The sequence below is a fragment of the Nostoc sp. genome (assembly GCF_036917195.1).
Taxonomy (GTDB): domain Bacteria; phylum Cyanobacteriota; class Cyanobacteriia; order Cyanobacteriales; family Nostocaceae; genus Nostoc.
Map to the genome: position 1 here is coordinate 41,851 of NZ_JBALDG010000052.1, position 16,770 is coordinate 58,620.

Annotated in this window: 16 protein-coding genes; 10 read left to right on the forward strand and 6 right to left on the reverse strand. The window is 42.5% G+C overall.

All coding sequences use genetic code 11. The features are described from left to right. Positions 1 to 62 precede the first annotated feature (62 nt). Together acnB and V7K40_RS16745 are read right to left on the reverse strand one after the other, a co-directional pair. A complete protein-coding gene (acnB, locus tag V7K40_RS16740) occupies positions 63 to 2,723 on the reverse strand; it encodes a bifunctional aconitate hydratase 2/2-methylisocitrate dehydratase (protein ID WP_334961539.1) in 2,661 nt (886 codons plus the stop codon). A gap of 660 nt (positions 2,724 to 3,383) precedes the next feature. Then, positions 3,384 to 3,779 carry a hypothetical protein gene (locus tag V7K40_RS16745; RefSeq protein ID WP_334961505.1) on the reverse strand — a complete coding sequence of 132 codons (396 nt, stop codon included), beginning with the start codon at positions 3,777 to 3,779 and terminating at the stop codon, positions 3,384 to 3,386. An 848-nt stretch (positions 3,780 to 4,627) separates the two neighbouring features. On the opposite strand from V7K40_RS16745, the gene V7K40_RS16750 reads away from it, so the two are divergent. Continuing rightward, the gene (locus tag V7K40_RS16750) at positions 4,628 to 5,356 is read left to right on the forward strand and encodes a transposase (RefSeq protein ID WP_334961507.1); all 729 of its coding nucleotides are present in this window, start codon (positions 4,628 to 4,630) and stop codon (positions 5,354 to 5,356) included. A 96-nt stretch (positions 5,357 to 5,452) separates the two neighbouring features. On the opposite strand, the gene V7K40_RS16755 is transcribed toward V7K40_RS16750, so the two are convergent. Together V7K40_RS16755 and V7K40_RS16760 are read right to left on the reverse strand one after the other, a co-directional pair. Then, positions 5,453 to 6,421, reverse strand: coding sequence for a GUN4 domain-containing protein (locus V7K40_RS16755; protein ID WP_334961509.1), 969 nt, complete (start codon positions 6,419 to 6,421; stop codon positions 5,453 to 5,455). 3 nt (positions 6,422 to 6,424) lie between these two features. Continuing rightward, on the reverse strand, positions 6,425 to 6,946 hold the full coding sequence (locus tag V7K40_RS16760; RefSeq protein ID WP_334961511.1) for a hypothetical protein: 522 nt from the start codon (positions 6,944 to 6,946) through the stop codon (positions 6,425 to 6,427). Between the two features lie 186 nt (positions 6,947 to 7,132). On the opposite strand from V7K40_RS16760, the gene V7K40_RS16765 reads away from it, so the two are divergent. From V7K40_RS16765 to V7K40_RS16790, 6 genes are all read left to right on the forward strand, one after another. Then, positions 7,133 to 7,453 carry a 2Fe-2S iron-sulfur cluster-binding protein gene (locus tag V7K40_RS16765; protein ID WP_334961513.1) on the forward strand — a complete coding sequence of 107 codons (321 nt, stop codon included), beginning with the start codon at positions 7,133 to 7,135 and terminating at the stop codon, positions 7,451 to 7,453. A gap of 139 nt (positions 7,454 to 7,592) precedes the next feature. After that, positions 7,593 to 7,769, forward strand: a complete 177-nt coding sequence (locus V7K40_RS16770) for a hypothetical protein (RefSeq protein ID WP_334961515.1) — start codon at positions 7,593 to 7,595, stop codon at positions 7,767 to 7,769. A 573-nt stretch (positions 7,770 to 8,342) separates the two neighbouring features. Then, on the forward strand, positions 8,343 to 9,416 hold the full coding sequence (locus V7K40_RS16775) for a DUF3326 domain-containing protein (protein WP_334961517.1): 1,074 nt from the start codon (positions 8,343 to 8,345) through the stop codon (positions 9,414 to 9,416). A 201-nt stretch (positions 9,417 to 9,617) separates the two neighbouring features. Continuing rightward, the gene (locus tag V7K40_RS16780; protein ID WP_334961519.1) at positions 9,618 to 10,214 is read left to right on the forward strand and encodes a CPBP family intramembrane glutamic endopeptidase; all 597 of its coding nucleotides are present in this window, start codon (positions 9,618 to 9,620) and stop codon (positions 10,212 to 10,214) included. A gap of 631 nt (positions 10,215 to 10,845) precedes the next feature. Beyond that, positions 10,846 to 13,422: a GAF domain-containing protein gene (locus V7K40_RS16785; RefSeq protein WP_334961521.1), complete on the forward strand. Its 2,577-nt coding sequence runs from the start codon at positions 10,846 to 10,848 to the stop codon at positions 13,420 to 13,422. 112 nt (positions 13,423 to 13,534) lie between these two features. Beyond that, complete coding sequence (locus V7K40_RS16790; RefSeq protein ID WP_334961523.1) at positions 13,535 to 14,398, forward strand: oxaloacetate decarboxylase; 864 nt, start codon at positions 13,535 to 13,537, stop codon at positions 14,396 to 14,398. A gap of 25 nt (positions 14,399 to 14,423) precedes the next feature. On the opposite strand, the gene purN is transcribed toward V7K40_RS16790, so the two are convergent. Then, entirely contained in the window at positions 14,424 to 15,083 is a 660-nt protein-coding gene (gene purN / locus V7K40_RS16795) for a phosphoribosylglycinamide formyltransferase (RefSeq protein WP_334961525.1), read from the reverse strand. Positions 15,084 to 15,194: 111 nt separating this feature from the next. Then, positions 15,195 to 15,338 carry a hypothetical protein gene (locus V7K40_RS16800; protein ID WP_334961527.1) on the reverse strand — a complete coding sequence of 48 codons (144 nt, stop codon included), beginning with the start codon at positions 15,336 to 15,338 and terminating at the stop codon, positions 15,195 to 15,197. A 268-nt stretch (positions 15,339 to 15,606) separates the two neighbouring features. On the opposite strand from V7K40_RS16800, the gene V7K40_RS16805 reads away from it, so the two are divergent. From V7K40_RS16805 to V7K40_RS16815, 3 genes are all read left to right on the forward strand, one after another. Further along, positions 15,607 to 15,933, forward strand: a complete 327-nt coding sequence (locus tag V7K40_RS16805) for a hypothetical protein (protein WP_334961529.1) — start codon at positions 15,607 to 15,609, stop codon at positions 15,931 to 15,933. Between the two features lie 60 nt (positions 15,934 to 15,993). Continuing rightward, positions 15,994 to 16,515 carry a hypothetical protein gene (locus V7K40_RS16810; RefSeq protein ID WP_334961531.1) on the forward strand — a complete coding sequence of 174 codons (522 nt, stop codon included), beginning with the start codon at positions 15,994 to 15,996 and terminating at the stop codon, positions 16,513 to 16,515. A 51-nt stretch (positions 16,516 to 16,566) separates the two neighbouring features. Then, a partial coding sequence (locus V7K40_RS16815) for a hypothetical protein (protein WP_334961533.1) occupies positions 16,567 to 16,770 on the forward strand: 204 nt, incomplete at its 3' end.

A 16,770-nucleotide genomic window follows, 5' to 3' on the forward strand; every position in this document is an offset into this window, starting at 1 on the left:
TTAGCGGGCTTCGTTCGTGTAGCCCCAGGCTTTAGCCTGCGGCGTTTCATGTCAATTATTACCTACCTCACCGCAGTCGGCATACCCAAAATATCCTCAATCCTCGGCATGTCTTCCAACGCAATCACGCGCCCTTCATCCTCAAAACCGACGATTTGATCAAAGTTCAAATACCGATACAAATCATCTGCAAAAGGATGAATTCTCCTCGCCACAATATCCAAATATTCCTGCACTGTCGGCAGCCGTCCCAGCAGCGCACAAACTGCGGCTAATTCTGCTGAACCAAGATACACTCGCGCATCTTTACCCATGCGATTATTGAAGTTGCGGGTAGAGGTAGAAAATACTGTTGTTCCATCGGCAACTCGCGCCTGATTACCCATGCACAAACTGCATCCTGGTATTTCTGTTCGCGCACCCGCAGCCCCAAAAATGCTGTATACACCTTCTTCTTTAAGTTGGTGTTCATCCATGCGGGTTGGTGGTGAAATCCACAGGCGAGTTTTCACTTCACCTGCACCTTCTAAAACTTTCGCTGTTGCCCGATAATGACCGATATTCGTCATACAAGAACCGACGAATACTTCTTGTACTGGATCATTCGCAACTTCCGATAATAATTTCACATTATCGGGGTCATTGGGAGCAGCAACAATTGGTTCTTTGATTTCGTTCAAATCAATTTCAATTATTTCGGCATACTCCGCATCGGCATCGCTTTCTAATAACACGGGATTTGCTAACCATTCTTCCATCTTTGCCACACGGCGCAGCATGGTACGCGGATCGTGATAGCCTCGTGCTATCATATTTTTCAGCAGCGCTACATTGGAACGCAGATATTCCGAAATTGTCTCTACACTCAGCTTAATTGTACATCCGGCACAAGAACGTTCGGCGCTAGCATCGGTGAGTTCAAAGGCTTGTTCAACTTTTAAATCTGGCAAACCTTCTATTTCCAGAATTCGCCCTGAGAAAACGTTTTTCTTATTCTGCTTCTCTGCTGTGAGCAAACCTTTTTGAATTGCTACGTAGGGAATGGCATTTACGACATCCCGCAGGGTGATACCTGGTTGCAATTCACCTTTAAATCTTACTAATACTGACTCTGGCATATCTAAAGGCATGACACCCAAAGCCGCTGCAAACGCCACTAATCCCGAACCGGCGGGGAAGGAAATACCCAAGGGGAAGCGGGTGTGAGAGTCGCCGCCAGTTCCCACGGTGTCGGGTAGCAGCATCCGGTTTAACCAGGAGTGGATAATACCATCACCAGGGCGGAGGGCGACACCGCCACGAGAAGCAAAGAAGTCGGGGAGTTCGTGATGGGTTTGGATGTCTACTGGTTTGGGATAAGCAGCTGTGTGGCAGAAACTTTGGATTACTAAGTCTGCACTGAAACCAAGACAAGCGAGTTCTTTCAATTCGTCGCGGGTCATGGGACCTGTGGTATCCTGGGAACCAACGGTAGTGATGATCGGTTCGCAGGATGTGCCGGGACGCACACCAGGTAATCCGCAAGCTTTACCTACCATTTTCTGGGCTAGGGTGTAGCCTTTACCTGTATCAAAGGCTTGCTGAGGACGGGTAAAGACAGTGCTGGGTTCTAAACCAAGTGCAAGACGAGTTTTGTCGGTGAGGGTACGTCCGATAAGTAGGGGGATGCGTCCACCTGCGCGAACTTCATCGAGGATGGTGTCAGGTTTGAGGGCGAAGGTGGAAATGACTTCACCTGCTTCATTGGTGATTTCGCCTTTATAAGGATGGATGGTAATTACCATGCCGGTTTCTAATTTGGTGACATTGCACTGGATAGGCAAAGCACCGGCATCTTCAGCTGTGTTAAAGAAGATTGGCGCGATCGCACCACCTAAAACATAACCCCCAGCGCGTTTGTTTGGCACAAAAGGTATATCATTTCCCATGTGCCACAATACTGAGTTGATGGCAGATTTACGCGAGGAACCTGTACCAACTACATCCCCGACGTAAGCTACAGGATGCCCTTTTTTCTTCAGTTCGGCAATGGTTTTTAAACTTCCCGGTTGCCGTGACTCTAACATCACTAAGGCGTGTAAGGGAATATCTGGGCGAGTTGTGGCGCTTTGGGCGGGGGATAAGTCGTCGGTATTGGTTTCCCCAGGGACTTTAAAAACGGTGACAGTAATCGCTTCTGGTACTGTGGGACGAATCGTAAACCATTCAGCTTCCGCCCAAGAGTCAATTACCCGCTTGGCGAAAGGATTGGTTTTAGACAATTCTAAAACATCGTGGAAGGCGTCGTACACCAAGAGAATTCTGCTTAAGGCGTTAGCGGCGTAGGCGGCGATGGGTTCCTTTCCTTGTCCACCCATCATCAGAGGTGTTTCAGATGAGTCTGAGAGGGATACGGTGGGCCATTGCAGCAGTTCGATTAAAGATTGCACATTGTAGCCACCTACCATCGTCCCCAGCAAATGCACCGCTTCTATGCGCGAAACCAAGGGACTGGTGATTTCCTTTTTGGCAATCGCGGTGAGAAATCCAGCTTTGATATAAGCTGCTGGATCAACACCTGGAGAAACGCGATCGCTCAATAGATGTAATAATATCTCCTCTTGACCTTTTGGCGGATTTTTCAGTAATTCGCATAATTCTGAGGTTTGCTTCGCATCCAATGGTAAGGCGGGAATACCGAATTGGGCGCGTTCCGCAACATGCTTACGGTATTGTTCTAGCATTTTTATGTTCTCCATTGGGATGTTCTCCATTTTATTATGAAATATTTTTAGGCAATTCTTGGCTATAAAAGTTTACCTGATTTTTATAGCTGAAAGGCTTATGAGTAATCTGTTGTTTGCAAATCTTTTTTATACTGAAAGTTGAGTTTTCGTCAAGCAAATATCTTTAAACTTTCATAAAATACGAGCAACCTTGTTTAGTGTTGCTGTAGAATCCGACTTGGTTAGAAATTAATTAATCTATTGATGATTTATAACGGTTCTGGATCGAGTAAGGTAAAAATTGTACTTCACTTCCATTGCTCTCTCCTAAAAGAAGAGAGGCTTTGAATTTTTCCCACTTCTTCTTTAATCTCTCCTGCAACTTTTTCTGATGCTTTGACTTATCCGTAATTTTTTAATAATTCTAGATAATCTTTAGCGAATTTATCATGTATAAACCGGGTCATTCAATTTTAATATTGCGGAAGTTCTGGGTTAATGCAAAGTTTTATTATATAGTAGTCCTGAATCATTCGTAAGACAATAGATCCCCGACAACTTTTACGAAGTCGGGGATCTAGACACCTTGAATGTCACATTTGGCTGATTACTTTTAATTTTTTATACCTTGCCCAAAATGCACTTAACTTTACTCGCTTAAACTTCCGCGCAATGGTACTAAGCGGTTATTGCATTTTGAACTGATGTTTTATCTGTATTAGATTTTAAGCGTGTCAATCTGCTTTTACGGATACGTTCGCTGTCTCGAACGCCACCTGCAAGTTCATATTCATCGCTGTTTTTGCCGTACTTAAAACCAACACCCACCAGCATTTTGTCTGAAACCTGACTTAAGGTTTTTTCCATCTCATCCAGCTTTTTTCTAGAAGAGTCAATCATAGCTATAGCAGCGTTATAATCATCAAGCATATTGTGAAACTGCTCTATTAATTGAGTCAGGTTTTGCAAGCTGTAAGTATCATCAAAATTGATATTTGGATCGATAGCTTTCAGTCCAGCAACTCTAAATTCAGCTTTTTCTAGAATTCGGGAACTACGTTTTGTTCGAGGCACAATTTTACACCTTTAATAGCTCTACAGAACTATTTTGTCTTAATTGACTTGTATTCTGGTTCAGCAAAAAGCGCATTTTTATGAGTAAAAGTTTTTATTAATGCCCGTGATTTCTCGGAATTTAATCACGAAAGATTGATTTTCAGTGAAATAATATTATGTTTAAGTTGTACGAAAACTACAATGTTGTTGCAAAAGTGTAGGCATAGCCCGTCGTAGACATCGCACTTTTACTTCTATAGCGGTTCTTGTACCCTGCTGGTTCGCTCTTAGCGTTCTCGCAGAGTAGCCGCTACGTGTCTATGGATGCAATATACAATAGGGCACAGCATTGCTCATGCGTGTCAACTTAACGTGAAACCCTTGTCAAGACGTGATATTCAGTTCTCTAGCTTCTCATCACGATCCGCGTTACCCCACCCTAACCCTCCCCTTGTCAAGGGGAGGGAACTAAATTTCCTGTTTCCCCCCTTGACAAGGGGGGATTAAGGGGGGTAAAACGCCTGTGGGACATGCATTTGAGCTTAAGTTGACACGCATGAGCATTACTGTGCCCCTACAAATGGACTGTATTCTATGCAATTGAGAACCGCTATAGTCAAGAGCGAATCGCTTTAACCTTAAGGCTTAATGTTGTAACCTTAAGCCTTCATGTTCTAGCTTTAAGGCTTAATCATATAACCTTAAGCCTGAATGTTGTAACCTTAAGCCTTCATGTTCTAGCTTCAAGGCTTAATGTTATAACCTTAAGGCTTAATGTTGTTACCTTAAGAGTTAAAGTTATAACATTTTCTCAAAAGTTTGTTGGTGAGTGCATTATAGCAGCATGATATTTTAGCGATTTTTTCATGGCTCGCCCAAAACGCAATTTTCAATCAGGTTTCTGCTATCACATCACTACTCGCTGCAATAACCGCGAATTTCGCCTAACGCGGTTAGAATGCCGTGAAGTTTTTCTGTATGCCATCAAGAAGGCACAAGAAAAATATCAATTTAAGCTTTATGCTTTGTGCATTATGAGCAATCATGTGCATTATCTATTAGAACCCAAACAGCCGGAAGATTTACCGAAAATTATGCACTGGTTGAATTGGTATACTGCTATGTGTTTTAACCGAATGCTCAACCGCACTGGGCATTTTTGGGAAAAGCGCTACCACAGTACAGGTTTTGCCAATACAGACCAACGTCGTGCGTTAAATACTCTGCGATATATCCACGCTAACCCGAAAGCCGCAGGAATACAGCAGGGTTTTTTCTACGACTTCAGCAACTACGGCACTCATGACCGTTTAAGTAATGATGGTATCACTCAATGGCATCCGGCGTTTTTGCAATTGGGGAGGACGTTGTCAGAATGTGCTGTTAGATATCGTCAATTTTGTAAGAAATATCGACCAAAGCCAAAGCCGGAAAAAAGGAATCATTGGGGTAGTGGTTTTTTACCTTCTTTGAAGAATAAAGGTAAGAAGAAGTCACGCCCGACAGATGAGTTTACCTTGGGACAAGCAGAGAGTCACAGAAGATACGGAAGTGCAGGAGGTAGCAGAAAAATTTATTCAGGCGAACTGTTATAACCCCGCAGTGCCAGGTATCGGAATTCTGAAATGTTGATTCTACCGTGCATATGGGGTTGGTAATAAATCTTTATAAATATCTGAAAGCCTTAGATGTTACAGTTTACAAGTCTTGATGCGAGAGAAGAGACTCCCAGAGAAACCCACTCCCCACACACATGACGGGAGGTGTCCCACTGGGGAGGCTGTATCAAAATTAACGTCTGAGTAACTAATCCATTCGGAAGAAATCCAATTAATTTTCACTCTCCATCCTACGCGATCGCCAAACTTTTCCCAGACTTTTTCGTAATACTTGCCGTCTGCTTTACCGCCTACGCTCAAATAAATTTCCTTCTGGACGCTGAAGCCAAAGTGTCCATTGCTGTATTTTACCCACAAGCTGTCAACTGTGCGTAAGTCAGTGCAAGGAAAATTTAAGAGTTCGTCTTCGTCTAAGTAGTCGCCATATTCTTTACCTACAGCCTGAATCATCACCCGATAGGTTTCTTGGTCGGCTTCCTTCCAGTTTTTTGCTGCTAGTAAGTCGCGCAGTCTGGTGTAGTCTATGCCTTTTTCTGAGTCCAGGTTATCTGTCTGAGTTGGTTGATTTTGGCTAGTTGCTGATTCTCGATTCGAGGTCTTTGTTAACTGTGGCTGTGGCTTTATCTGAGTAATACCCCATTCCAATAAATCCAACGCACTCACATCATCAATGATGCTAATGCTTTCAGAAAAACTGACCCATTTAAATTGTTTCAAAAAAACAAATTTTTTAGGTATTTCCTCAACACCAGGAAGCAAGACCGGAATTACCGGGATACCTCCTTCTACACACTCATCCATCAGGGATTTCAATTCCCAATTTTGCCAGCGTCCTAAACCACCCACACCAATGAAGATAGCAGCAGATTTGACCAGAGGAATTGCTTGTTGGATTTCATCTTGAAATGGTCTTCCGGGTGGAATTTGTTCATCGTCTATCCACGGTACTAAATTACGCAGTCTCAATGCTGTTGCGATGACTTGAACTTCAGGCTTGTCCAGACTGTTGTAAGCCAGAAATACATCAAAGGGCCGTTCCACTTATCACTCCTCCACGCCTGCAATTTTTGCCAACGCCTTCGCGTAATCTTCCAACCCACCTCGCAAAGCTTCCAATTCACTTCGCAACTTGGGTTCCTCCGACCAACTCTGCTCATGTTCCTTGGGACTCACCCCCAGAGGTCGCACAGGTCGTCTAGCTTCCCACGCTTGCAACAACGGATGCCATTTAGCCAAAAACGGTCTTAACCCATTATTCAACACTGCGATGGCATACCGCCCACCGTAGGTGATCGCAATTCCCCCCACTGAATCACGAGAAGCACCCACATCCGGCCCGGCTGCTTTGAGAACTTCGCGGGTTGTACCAAATAAACTGTAAAGATTCATCGCTTCCCGTACCAAACCCTGGTCAACTGACAATGGTTGCACAGCAATGCACGTCACCAATTCCACATAAAGCGACGAAGCGGCTTTCCGTTCTGTGGGGTCAGTATTCCAAGACATCGAACCAATGCCAAAAGGCACACTGACAGATACAGTTTTTAAGATAACGCGATCGCGCATATATATTTATAGTAAATTTAACTAATAATTTTAATTATAGTAATTAATGTTACTAGTCTAAAAATTGTTCAGAATTAGTGACTATAATCTCAGTATTTAACCTAAACTTTTATGCTAGTATCTAGATATTTTTAACTAATTCAGATAGAATAATAAATTTGTTCGTTGCATCACCTTCCTTTGTATATGCCCAAAAGTTACACCGTAGAAATTCATCACCAAGGCGAAATTCACACCTTGCAAGTTCCTGAAGATGAAACTATCTTATCAGTTGCCGATGCTGCTGGTTTGGATTTGCCGAGTTCCTGTCATGCAGGTGTTTGCACAACTTGCGCCGGTCAAATAAGCGAGGGAACTGTAGATCAAACTGATGGTATGGGCGTTAGTCCAGATTTGCAAAAGCAAGGTTACGTATTGCTTTGTATTGCCAAACCCCTTTCTGATTTGAAAGTTGAGACTGAAAAAGAAGATGTACTTTATCAGTTACAATTTGGCAAAGACCAATAATCAGTAAATAGTTATCAGTATCCGGGTTGATTATTGATAACTGTTCACTTAGATTACCAAATCTGATAAATAACATAAATATTTCACAGCAACTGATATCAGCTATTCTATAAACTACAAATCAACAGGATTTACCAAGATGACGACTCATTTTATTACCGCAGAAATTGATTTACAAGAAACTCCCGCAGAATTACTAAAAGTAATTGAAACAGAGTTGAATAAACAAGGTGAACCCCTCCGTTGGGCAGTTACCTCTGTGGACGTTGACAAACAAAAAGCTACAGTTGAAGCCGTGGTGACAAAGAATACCTAGTCTTTAGTAGTGAGTGCTGAGTTAGAAGTTGATAGTTGAGAGTAGGCAAAGACTATTTCATTTTCATCTAGTCCGCTTCAGAATGAATTCTAAGTCTAATAGCGAAAGTCGTCTAAAGACGACTGAGAAAAGGTTATATAGGGGTTCTCGTTTGGATGCAATACACTTTGACCTCACTTCCATTCCTCTCTCCTAAAAGGAGAGAGGCTTTGAATTTTACTCCCCTTCCCTTGTAGGGAAGGGGCTGGGGGTTAGGTCTGTATTGCGCTCGACAGAGAAGCGCTATAGTCCCTTAAAACGCAATCCGGTTCACTTAAGAAAAATTGTAGGTTGGGTAGAACGAAGTGAAACCCAATAAAGTCACGGAAATGTTGGGTTTCGTTCCTTAATCCAACCTACGCAGAAGTTGAGTTTTAGGCTTAACTGAACCGTATTGCCTTAAAACGGACTTTAGTTATGAGGCGCAAAACTTTAGTTCTGGGCGGTTCATGTGTAGAACGAAATAGCCCTCAAGAGTGAGAAGTAATTATAATTTTTACTCATAACTCACAACTGGGCACTGATAACTATAAGATGAATCGTCCATACACAGCTATCTTAATTGTACCAACTGGCGTTGGGGCTGCCATTGGGGGTTATGCCGGAGATGCTTTACCTGTTGCCAAAGTTATAGCCCAGGTTTGCGATCGCCTAATTACTCACCCCAATGTCCTTAATGGTGCAAGTTTGTATTGGAATCTCCCAAACGCCTTTTATGTTGAAGGTTACGGGCTTGACAAATTTGCTTCTGGATGCTGGGGTTTGCGTCCAGTCCGCACCAACAAAGTAGGTTTGCTTTTAGACCAAGCGATTGAGCCAGAGTTGCGACTACGACATATACAAGCAGCAGATGCAGCTAGAGCAACTTTGGGATTGACCTTAACAGATTATGTAATTACTGATGCACCATTAAATGTAGAATTACGGGCTACAGCATCGGGAGCTAGTTGGGGAACAATTGGCAACCCAGATAGCTTGTTACAAGCAGCTGAGATATTAATTAAAAAAGCAGGGGCAGAAGCGATCGCAGTTGTTGCCCGTTTCCCCGATAATATAAATGAGGAAGCAGTACAGAAATACCGCCACGGTGAAGGCGTCGATCCTTTAGCGGGTGCAGAAGCTGTAATTAGCCATTTGCTAGTGCGAACCTTTCAAATACCTTGCGCCCATTCTCCTGCCCTTTTGAGCGAACCTCCACAACCTGATTTATCTCCCCGTTCCGCCGCTGAAGAATTGGGCTATACCTTTTTGCCCTGTGTCCTTGTAGGATTAAGTCATGCCCCACAATTTATAATAGAGAAAAAACTGATCCCATCAGAGCAAGAAGATATTTGGGCAGATCAAGTAGATGCTGCGATCGTACCTGCAACTGCTTGTGGTGGCAGTGCCTTATTGAGTTTAAGCCAAAGACGATGCCAAATAATTACAGTTGAAGAAAATAAAACTCTGATAAAAGTTCCTCCCCAACCCTTGGGGATCAAATCTATACAGGTAAACTCATATTTAGAAGCAGTGGGTGTATTAGCAGCACACAAAGCAGGCATCAATCCCTTTGCTCTCCGTCCTAATTTATTCCCTTTGCAGCCAGTAGTTAGGAGACGCGATTAATCGCGTACAGGAGTTTGGAAAGACGCGATTAATTGCGTCTGTACAGGAGTTAGGAAAGACGCGATTAATCGCGTCTGTACAGGAGTTAGGAGTTAAAAATTAGAAATTATTTCTCCCCCTGCTCCCCCTGCCTCTTCTGCACCCTTGCTCCCCCTGGTTACTGAGCGCAGTCGAAGTATGCCCCACTCCCCTTAAAAACCCGTGGTTGAACAACACAAACAAGAGCCAGAAATTCCATACCTGACGCGCATCCAAATACTTGGGGCGATGGGAGCGACTGCAATCATTTTGTTGATAGTCGCCAAAGTTTTATTGCACTTGGGCAACTTTTCCATATTTTCTTGGGAATTGAACCAAAGAAAGCTGCTGTTGGGTGTAGGGTTGGGGTTCGTTATCACCGCATTAAGTGGCTTAACTTATCGCCTTTGGACTGCCTATCGTAAAAGTGCAGATTATTATCTAGAAGTGGTACTGAAACCCTTAGCCTTACCAGATTTAATTTGGCTGGGGTTACTACCGGGGTTGAGTGAAGAATTATTATTTAGAGGTGTAATGCTGCCAGCTTTAGGCTCTGATCTTACAGCTGTAATTTTATCTAGTCTTTGCTTTGGCATCTTGCATCTTAGCGGTTCCCAACAATGGCCTTATGTGATTTGGGCAACAATTGTCGGGATGATATTGGCATATAGCGCCCTGCTCACGGGCAACTTATTAGTGCCGATTGTCGCTCACATTATCACCAATTGGATTTCTAGCTATTTTTGGAAAATGTCGCAATTGTCGGCAATTAAAAAATAAATTTTGAGCTTGTAGGAATTAGTGCGACGCCGATAGCGTACCCCTACGGGGAAGCAAGCTAGCAAGATCCCCGTAGGGGTACCGCATGGTTCGACTACTTCGGCTCCTTTACCTCGGCTTTTCTACGAGACGCTCTTGCGTTCGCTCGGCACAAGTCGGCAACTCTTAGAGACGCTCTTGCGTTCGCTCAAGACTAGCGGCAGAGCCGCAATTGAAGAGCATTTCCAGCCAGATGCTAGGCATGACTACTAAGCTTATCTCCTGTCAAGCGCTTAAAGACTTATTTTCGCATTATTCCTTCCCTTTCTTACGGGGGAGGCTAACTGTAAAAAGTCTGTATAACTATTGTTGAAAAAGAAAGATTGTTTGACTGTCTTGCAAAAAACCGCAACACGTGATGAGAAAATAAGACATTAAAACAAAGCGATCGCCATCTGATTGTTAACAAGACCGTTAATCAGACCGGATTTTTTTGAGATCAAAGGCAATAAAAGTGTTATGGAGCATAACGTAAAAGCTTACTGCATCAAAATAACTCCTCAAAGCCAGTCCTTATTTAAGAAGTTTTATGTAGAATTTGATAGTGAGGTTATTTACTTGATTCTAAATTGCAGCAATCCAGGTTTCATTTATGAGTCAGTCTTTTTCTCAAATCCAAGCAAGACAAAATCGTCAACAAAAGCTGTGGCAACAAAAATGGAGTTTAAAGACTAAAGCAATTGTTTGGGCACTAAGCATCAGTGTCCTTCCTGTGGTTGCAATTGGAACAGCTACTTACTATTACGGCAATAATTTAATTACCAAACAAATTCCGCAAGTCAAACAAGAGAGTGCAAAAAGTTCAACAGTAACTGAATTTGCTCTACAGGGACAGCTGTCACTCTTGTTAATTGGTATGGGGGGAACAGCAATTTTGGCAGGTGCGATCGCAACTTTTATCGCTAATCGAGCTATTAGTCGAGTTAGCAAGGCTGCTATAACTTCTAATATTATCAAAAATAAGCTACGTCCAGACAGTGACTTTACTAAAACTTTCATCGCCAGTGAAGATGAATTAGTGATGTTAGAGAGAAACATCAACTTATTCACAGAACTGCTTTCAGTTTTGGGACAGCAGAAAGAAACCGAAGCTGATTACTCCCAACTCTTGATGAAAATTACCCGTTGGGTTCGAGAATCATTCAATGAAGAGGATGTTCTCAAAACTACATCAGAAGAAATTCGTAAAGCTTTAAGCATTGATCGCGTAACCATCTTTTGCTTCAACTCCAACACTAATGGAACCTTTATGGCTGAATCAGTAGCAGCTGGGTTACCGAAAATGTTAGGGGTTACAATCTCTAACCCTTGGTTCGAGGCAGGGTATATAGAAAAATACCAGAATGGTCGCATCCGTGCTATTGATGATATCTATCAAGCCGATCTCAATGATGGTGATATTGAGTTGCTGGAGCAATTTGGTGTCAAATCTAATTTAGTAGCACCTATTCTCAAAAACAAGCAGCTATTCGGTTTATTGATTGCACATCAGTGTTCTAGACTTCGCTATTGGCAGCAGTCTGAGATTGATTTGTTCGCTCAGATAGGCCTGCAAGTGGGATTTGCCCTTGATTACGCCAAGCTTCTAGAACAGGTAGATACGAAGGCAGATAGAGCTGAGGTATTTATCGAAATTACCCGCAGCATTCGCCAATCGCTCAACGAAGAGGATGTGCTCAAAAGCACTGTGGATGAGGTTCGCAAAGCACTGAGTACTGACCGAGTATTGGTTTATAGTTTTGATGCTAATTGGGTTGGAACTGTGATTGCCGAATCAGTGGTTCCAGGTTATCCCAAAGTTTTGCGAGCTGAAATCCAAGACCCATGTTTTGCTCAGAACTATGTAGAAAAGTATCAGTCTGGTCGTGTCCAAGCTACAAACAACATTTATGAAACCGATTTAACTGATTGTCACATTAACCAACTCGAATCCTTTGCTGTCAAAGCAAATTTGGTTGCCCCTATTCTCAAAGATGAACAGCTATTTGGTTTATTAATTGCACATCAATGCTCTAGACCTCGTGATTGGCAAAAGCCTGAGATTAATTTATTTGCCCAGATAGCGATGCAAGTGGGATTTGCTCTCGACCATGCAAGACTCCTGCAACGAGTCGAGGCTGAAGGTGTGCAAAGTCAGTTACTGGCGGATACTATCGGCAGCATTCGTCAATCGCTCAACGAAGAGGATCTGATCAAAACCACTGTAGAAGAGGTTCGCAAAGTACTGGGTACTGACCGAGTACTGGTTTTTAGTTTTGATGCTAATTGGTCTGGAACTGTGATTGCCGAATCAGTTGTTCTCACCTACCCAAAAGTTTTGCGAGCTGAAATCGAAGACCCATGTTTTGTTCAAGGTTATGTAGAACAGTATCGGTCTGGTCGCGTTCTGGCAATAAACAACATTTATGAAGTCGATTTAGCTGATTGTCACATTAGCTTACTTGAATCTTTTGCAGTCAAAGCAAATTTAGTAGCCCCCATTCTCAAGGACGAACAGCTATTTGGCTTATTAATTGCACATCAATGCTCCAAACCCCGTGATTGGCAACAACCTGAGATTGATTTATTTGCTCAGATAGCTATACAAGTGGGATTTGCTCTCGACCATGCAAGACTCCTGCAACGAATCGAAGCTGAAAGGATGCGAAGTCAGTTACTAGTGGATATTACTCGCAGCATTCGCCAATCGCTCAAGGAAGAGGATGTAATTAAAACCACCGTAGAAGAGGTTCGCAAAGCCCTGAGTACTGACCGAGTACTGGTTTATAGCTTTTACGCTAATTGGTTGGGAATTATAATTGCCGAATCAGTGGTTCCAGGTTATCCCAAAGTTTTGCGGTCTAAAATCCACGACCCCTGTTTCACTCAAGGCCATGTAGAAAAGTACCAGTCTGGTCGCGTTGTCGCAATCAACAACATTTATGAGTCCGATTTGGCTGATTGTCACATTAGCCTGCTCGAATCCTTTGCTGTGAAAGCAAATTTAGTAGCACCCATTATCAAAGATGAGCAGCTATTTGGCTTGTTAATTGCACATCAGTGTTCTGGGCCCCGTGATTGGCAACAGCCTGAGATTGATTTATTTACCCAGATAGCCATGCAAGTAGGATTTACTCTCGATCATGCTAGGCTCCTACAAGCGTATGAAGCTGCTGAAGCTAATGATTAATGGCTTTGTGGGAGAGTAGCAAAAGTAGCGCCGTTATTAGCGAGAATTCGTAGAGTGTGCGTAAGTGCTACTCAAGTTTCTGCAATTTTGAATTTTGAATTTTGAATTTTTTATGTCTTCTTCTGAAAAACTGCGGCAGTTACTTGCACGTCCTGAAATTATCGTCATCCCAGGTGTTTACGATTGTCTGGGAGCCAAGCTAGTTGAACAGACAGGTTTTGAAGTAGTGGTTGCAAGTGGCTTTGGGATTGCCGCTTCCACACTGGGTTTACCAGACTACGGTTTTGTTACCGCTACCGAAATGCTCTATAGTGTGGGACGAATTGCTCAGTCGGTGAATATTCCCTTAATTGCAGATTTAGATACTGGTTATGGCAACGCTTTAAATGTTATCCGCACGATTAAGGATGCTGTCCAGTTGGGGGTGGCTGGTGTATTACTAGAAGACCAAGAATGGCCGAAAAAATGTGGACACTTTGAGGGCAAACGAGTTATTTCCCAGGCGGAACACGTTGGTAAAATCAGGGCAGCTGTGGAGGCGCGGGGTGATAGCGGTTTGGTAATCATTGCTCGCACTGATGCCCGTGCGTCACTAGGTTTAGACGAAGCGATCGCTCGTGGTCGGGCTTACATTGCCGCTGGTGCAGATATACTATTTGTAGAGGCTCCCCAGTCTATTGAAGAATTAAAAGCGATCGCCGCAGCTTTCCCGGATGTGCCACTAGTAGCTAATATCGTTGAAGGTGGTAAAACTCCCGAAGTTTCTGTGGCAAAGTTACAACAGTTGGGCTTCAAAATTGTGTTTTTCCCTCTGACTGCCTTACTAGCTGTTACAAAGGTAATGACTACTTGTTTTCTTCATTTAAAAGAACAAGGAAGCACCACTGAATTATCTGATTTGGTTAGCTTTCAAGATATTCAAGAACTCGTCGGCGTTCCTGAATATCTGCAAATAGAACAGAAGTTTAAATCATGACTGTTGTTCCTTGTCAATTGAAAATTTACGTTAGGCTTGGTGTACCTTTTGACAAAGAGGCTGCCAGAGCGATCGCTTGTGGCAAAATCCGATGTTCCTGAATTTGAATCCTAGCGTGGAGTGTTTCTGCTGTATCATCCGGCAGTACTGGTACTGCGGCTTGTATCAATATTGGGCCACTGTCCATTTCTAAACAAGCTATATGCGCTGTACAACCAGTGATTTTTACTCCAGATGCTAAGGCTTGTTCTACAGCATGGATTCCTTTGAAACTAGGTAACAAACTAGGATGGATATTAATAATCCTCTCAGGAAAGGCATCAATAAAAACTGACGTTAATAGTCGCATCCAACCTGCCAAAATCACCCATTCTACATCGTAGCGTTGTAATGTCTGCACAATTTTCTGATCAAACTCTTCTCGGGTTTTATAGTTGCGGTGATTTAATAAAACGGTTTCTACACCTCTATTAGCTGCTCTTACGGTTGCTTTAGCCAAGGGGTTATTGTAAATTAAAACTTGAATTTGGGCATTTAGCTGCCCATCTTGGATAGCTTGGGCAACTACATCAAAATTGCTGCCATTCCCAGAAGCCATAATTCCCAGTTTTAAAGGGGCGACTTGTTGGCAATCGCTAATGCTGGGAGAAACCAAGCTCAGGGTAGAATCAGGGCACAGGGTCATAACAGCTAAGAGGAAAAATTATAGATGTCAAAAATATATACTAAGTCGTGGTTGAATAACGATACAGTAGCTGCCTGGATTTTTCTCATATAAATAGATAGAATTTCATCCTTATTGCGTGCAATGTCTACGACTGGCTACGCCTACACACAGCAGAACATGGATATACGCATTGGTAAAAAGATACAACGAATTAGGGGTGGAAGGGTTAGGCGATCGCACTACAGGATGAGTCATCCTTGTATCTTGTACCATTTGAACTCTTTTTAAGTAATATTACATGTTAAAATGATTATTATATAACCTATTATACTTAAAATTTCCCCTTCATCTCCCAAAACTGAGCTACCTGAATCAATTTATCGAATATCCTGATGATTTCTACATTCCTGAATCTGTTACTGAGGAAATTAGTGCCAAGTTAGATCCAGCTAGCCAAACCATTCAAACGCTAATCAACGCTGGTAAACTTCAAGTCCGCACATCCAGCCTTATAATCCTCCTTAACAGCTTAAATCAACGATTGGGTAAAGGAGAATCGGAAGCGATCGCTTTAAAGATTGAGTTGAATGCAGATTATATTTTGTTAGATGACTCGACAGCTAGAAGAGAAGCTAAAAGACTTGGTTTGAGTATCAAAGGAACGTTAGCCGTTATCAAAAAGATAAAAAAAGACGGCAAAATTAGCATTGAGAGCTTAGATAGTCTTTACCAAAAGATTATTGAAATTGAGTTTAAGGTTAAAGGGTCGAATGGCACTAAGAAAAGCTATTCACTATGCTCCATAATCATTACAGGCATTTATGCCATTAAGCAGTCAAGGAGTAACTGCGATCGCTATTTTTTGTAGGTGCTGTGAAATGGAGGCAGTGACTGTAGGGGTTGCCCAAAAATTTAGGAGGAATTAGATATGGATAGTGAAAACGAAATTAATAAAGCTATTCAACGGCTTAAGCAAGTAAAGTGGTTTAACGATTCATATGATTACAATCAAGAAACTTGTAAGCTTCTGGTGCGTGAATGGCTGCGTCGGATGGCTCTCTGGGGTAAAGCTTTAAATGCGACTCAGAAATGGCCATTTATCAGCATAGTTGATGAAATATTTGGCGAGCAGGAAATTTCCGAACCAGTTATTATCGAAATATTTGGTGAGCAGGAAATTTCCGAATCCGTTCTTGCAGAAATTACTGTGTTTCTGCAAGAACGTGTGAACATTTACACTACTATTGCATCTCTTTGGTATGTACGTTGGTCAGGTGTTAAAAACCAAAGAGAGGTTACTCAGTTTAATCTCCCCGCTCCCTACGAACCGCTAATCGTCTTCTTCGAGCTTGGAGGTTGGTTGCGAAAAGAGCAGAAATTTTTAGACGGCGTAATGATTGATATTGACAATTGGAAAGAATATGATTTGTTAGAACCATTCTACCCTTGAACAATTAATCATAAAACTTATTTTAAGTAAAGACTCCAAGTAAAGATAATTATGAGCCAAGAGCTTACCCAAGCGATCGCCTCAGAAGTTCAGCTATTCCACAGCATACAGATACCTCGAAGTCATGTTGAGGTACTTGAAAGTCGTGTTGAGGTACTCCAAAGTCGTGTTGAGGTACTCCAAAGTCGTGTTGAGGTACTCCAAAGTCGTGTTGAGGTACTCCAAAGTCGTGTTGAGGTACTCCAAAGTCGTGTT

Excerpts from the sequence above, each read along its gene's own strand:
- acnB (WP_334961539.1), bottom strand. The coding sequence starts at position 2,723 with ATGCTAGAACAATACCGTAAGCATGTTGCGGAACGCGCCCAATTCGGT.
- V7K40_RS16750 (WP_334961507.1), top strand. The coding sequence starts at position 4,628 with ATGGCTCGCCCAAAACGCAATTTTCAATCAGGTTTCTGCTATCACATC.
- V7K40_RS16760 (WP_334961511.1), bottom strand. The coding sequence starts at position 6,946 with ATGCGCGATCGCGTTATCTTAAAAACTGTATCTGTCAGTGTGCCTTTT.
- V7K40_RS16765 (WP_334961513.1), top strand. The coding sequence starts at position 7,133 with ATGCCCAAAAGTTACACCGTAGAAATTCATCACCAAGGCGAAATTCAC.
- V7K40_RS16770 (WP_334961515.1), top strand. The coding sequence starts at position 7,593 with ATGACGACTCATTTTATTACCGCAGAAATTGATTTACAAGAAACTCCC.
- V7K40_RS16775 (WP_334961517.1), top strand. The coding sequence starts at position 8,343 with ATGAATCGTCCATACACAGCTATCTTAATTGTACCAACTGGCGTTGGG.
- V7K40_RS16785 (WP_334961521.1), top strand. The coding sequence starts at position 10,846 with ATGAGTCAGTCTTTTTCTCAAATCCAAGCAAGACAAAATCGTCAACAA.
- V7K40_RS16790 (WP_334961523.1), top strand. The coding sequence starts at position 13,535 with ATGTCTTCTTCTGAAAAACTGCGGCAGTTACTTGCACGTCCTGAAATT.
- purN (WP_334961525.1), bottom strand. The coding sequence starts at position 15,083 with ATGACCCTGTGCCCTGATTCTACCCTGAGCTTGGTTTCTCCCAGCATT.
- V7K40_RS16800 (WP_334961527.1), bottom strand. The coding sequence starts at position 15,338 with ATGGTACAAGATACAAGGATGACTCATCCTGTAGTGCGATCGCCTAAC.
- V7K40_RS16810 (WP_334961531.1), top strand. The coding sequence starts at position 15,994 with ATGGATAGTGAAAACGAAATTAATAAAGCTATTCAACGGCTTAAGCAA.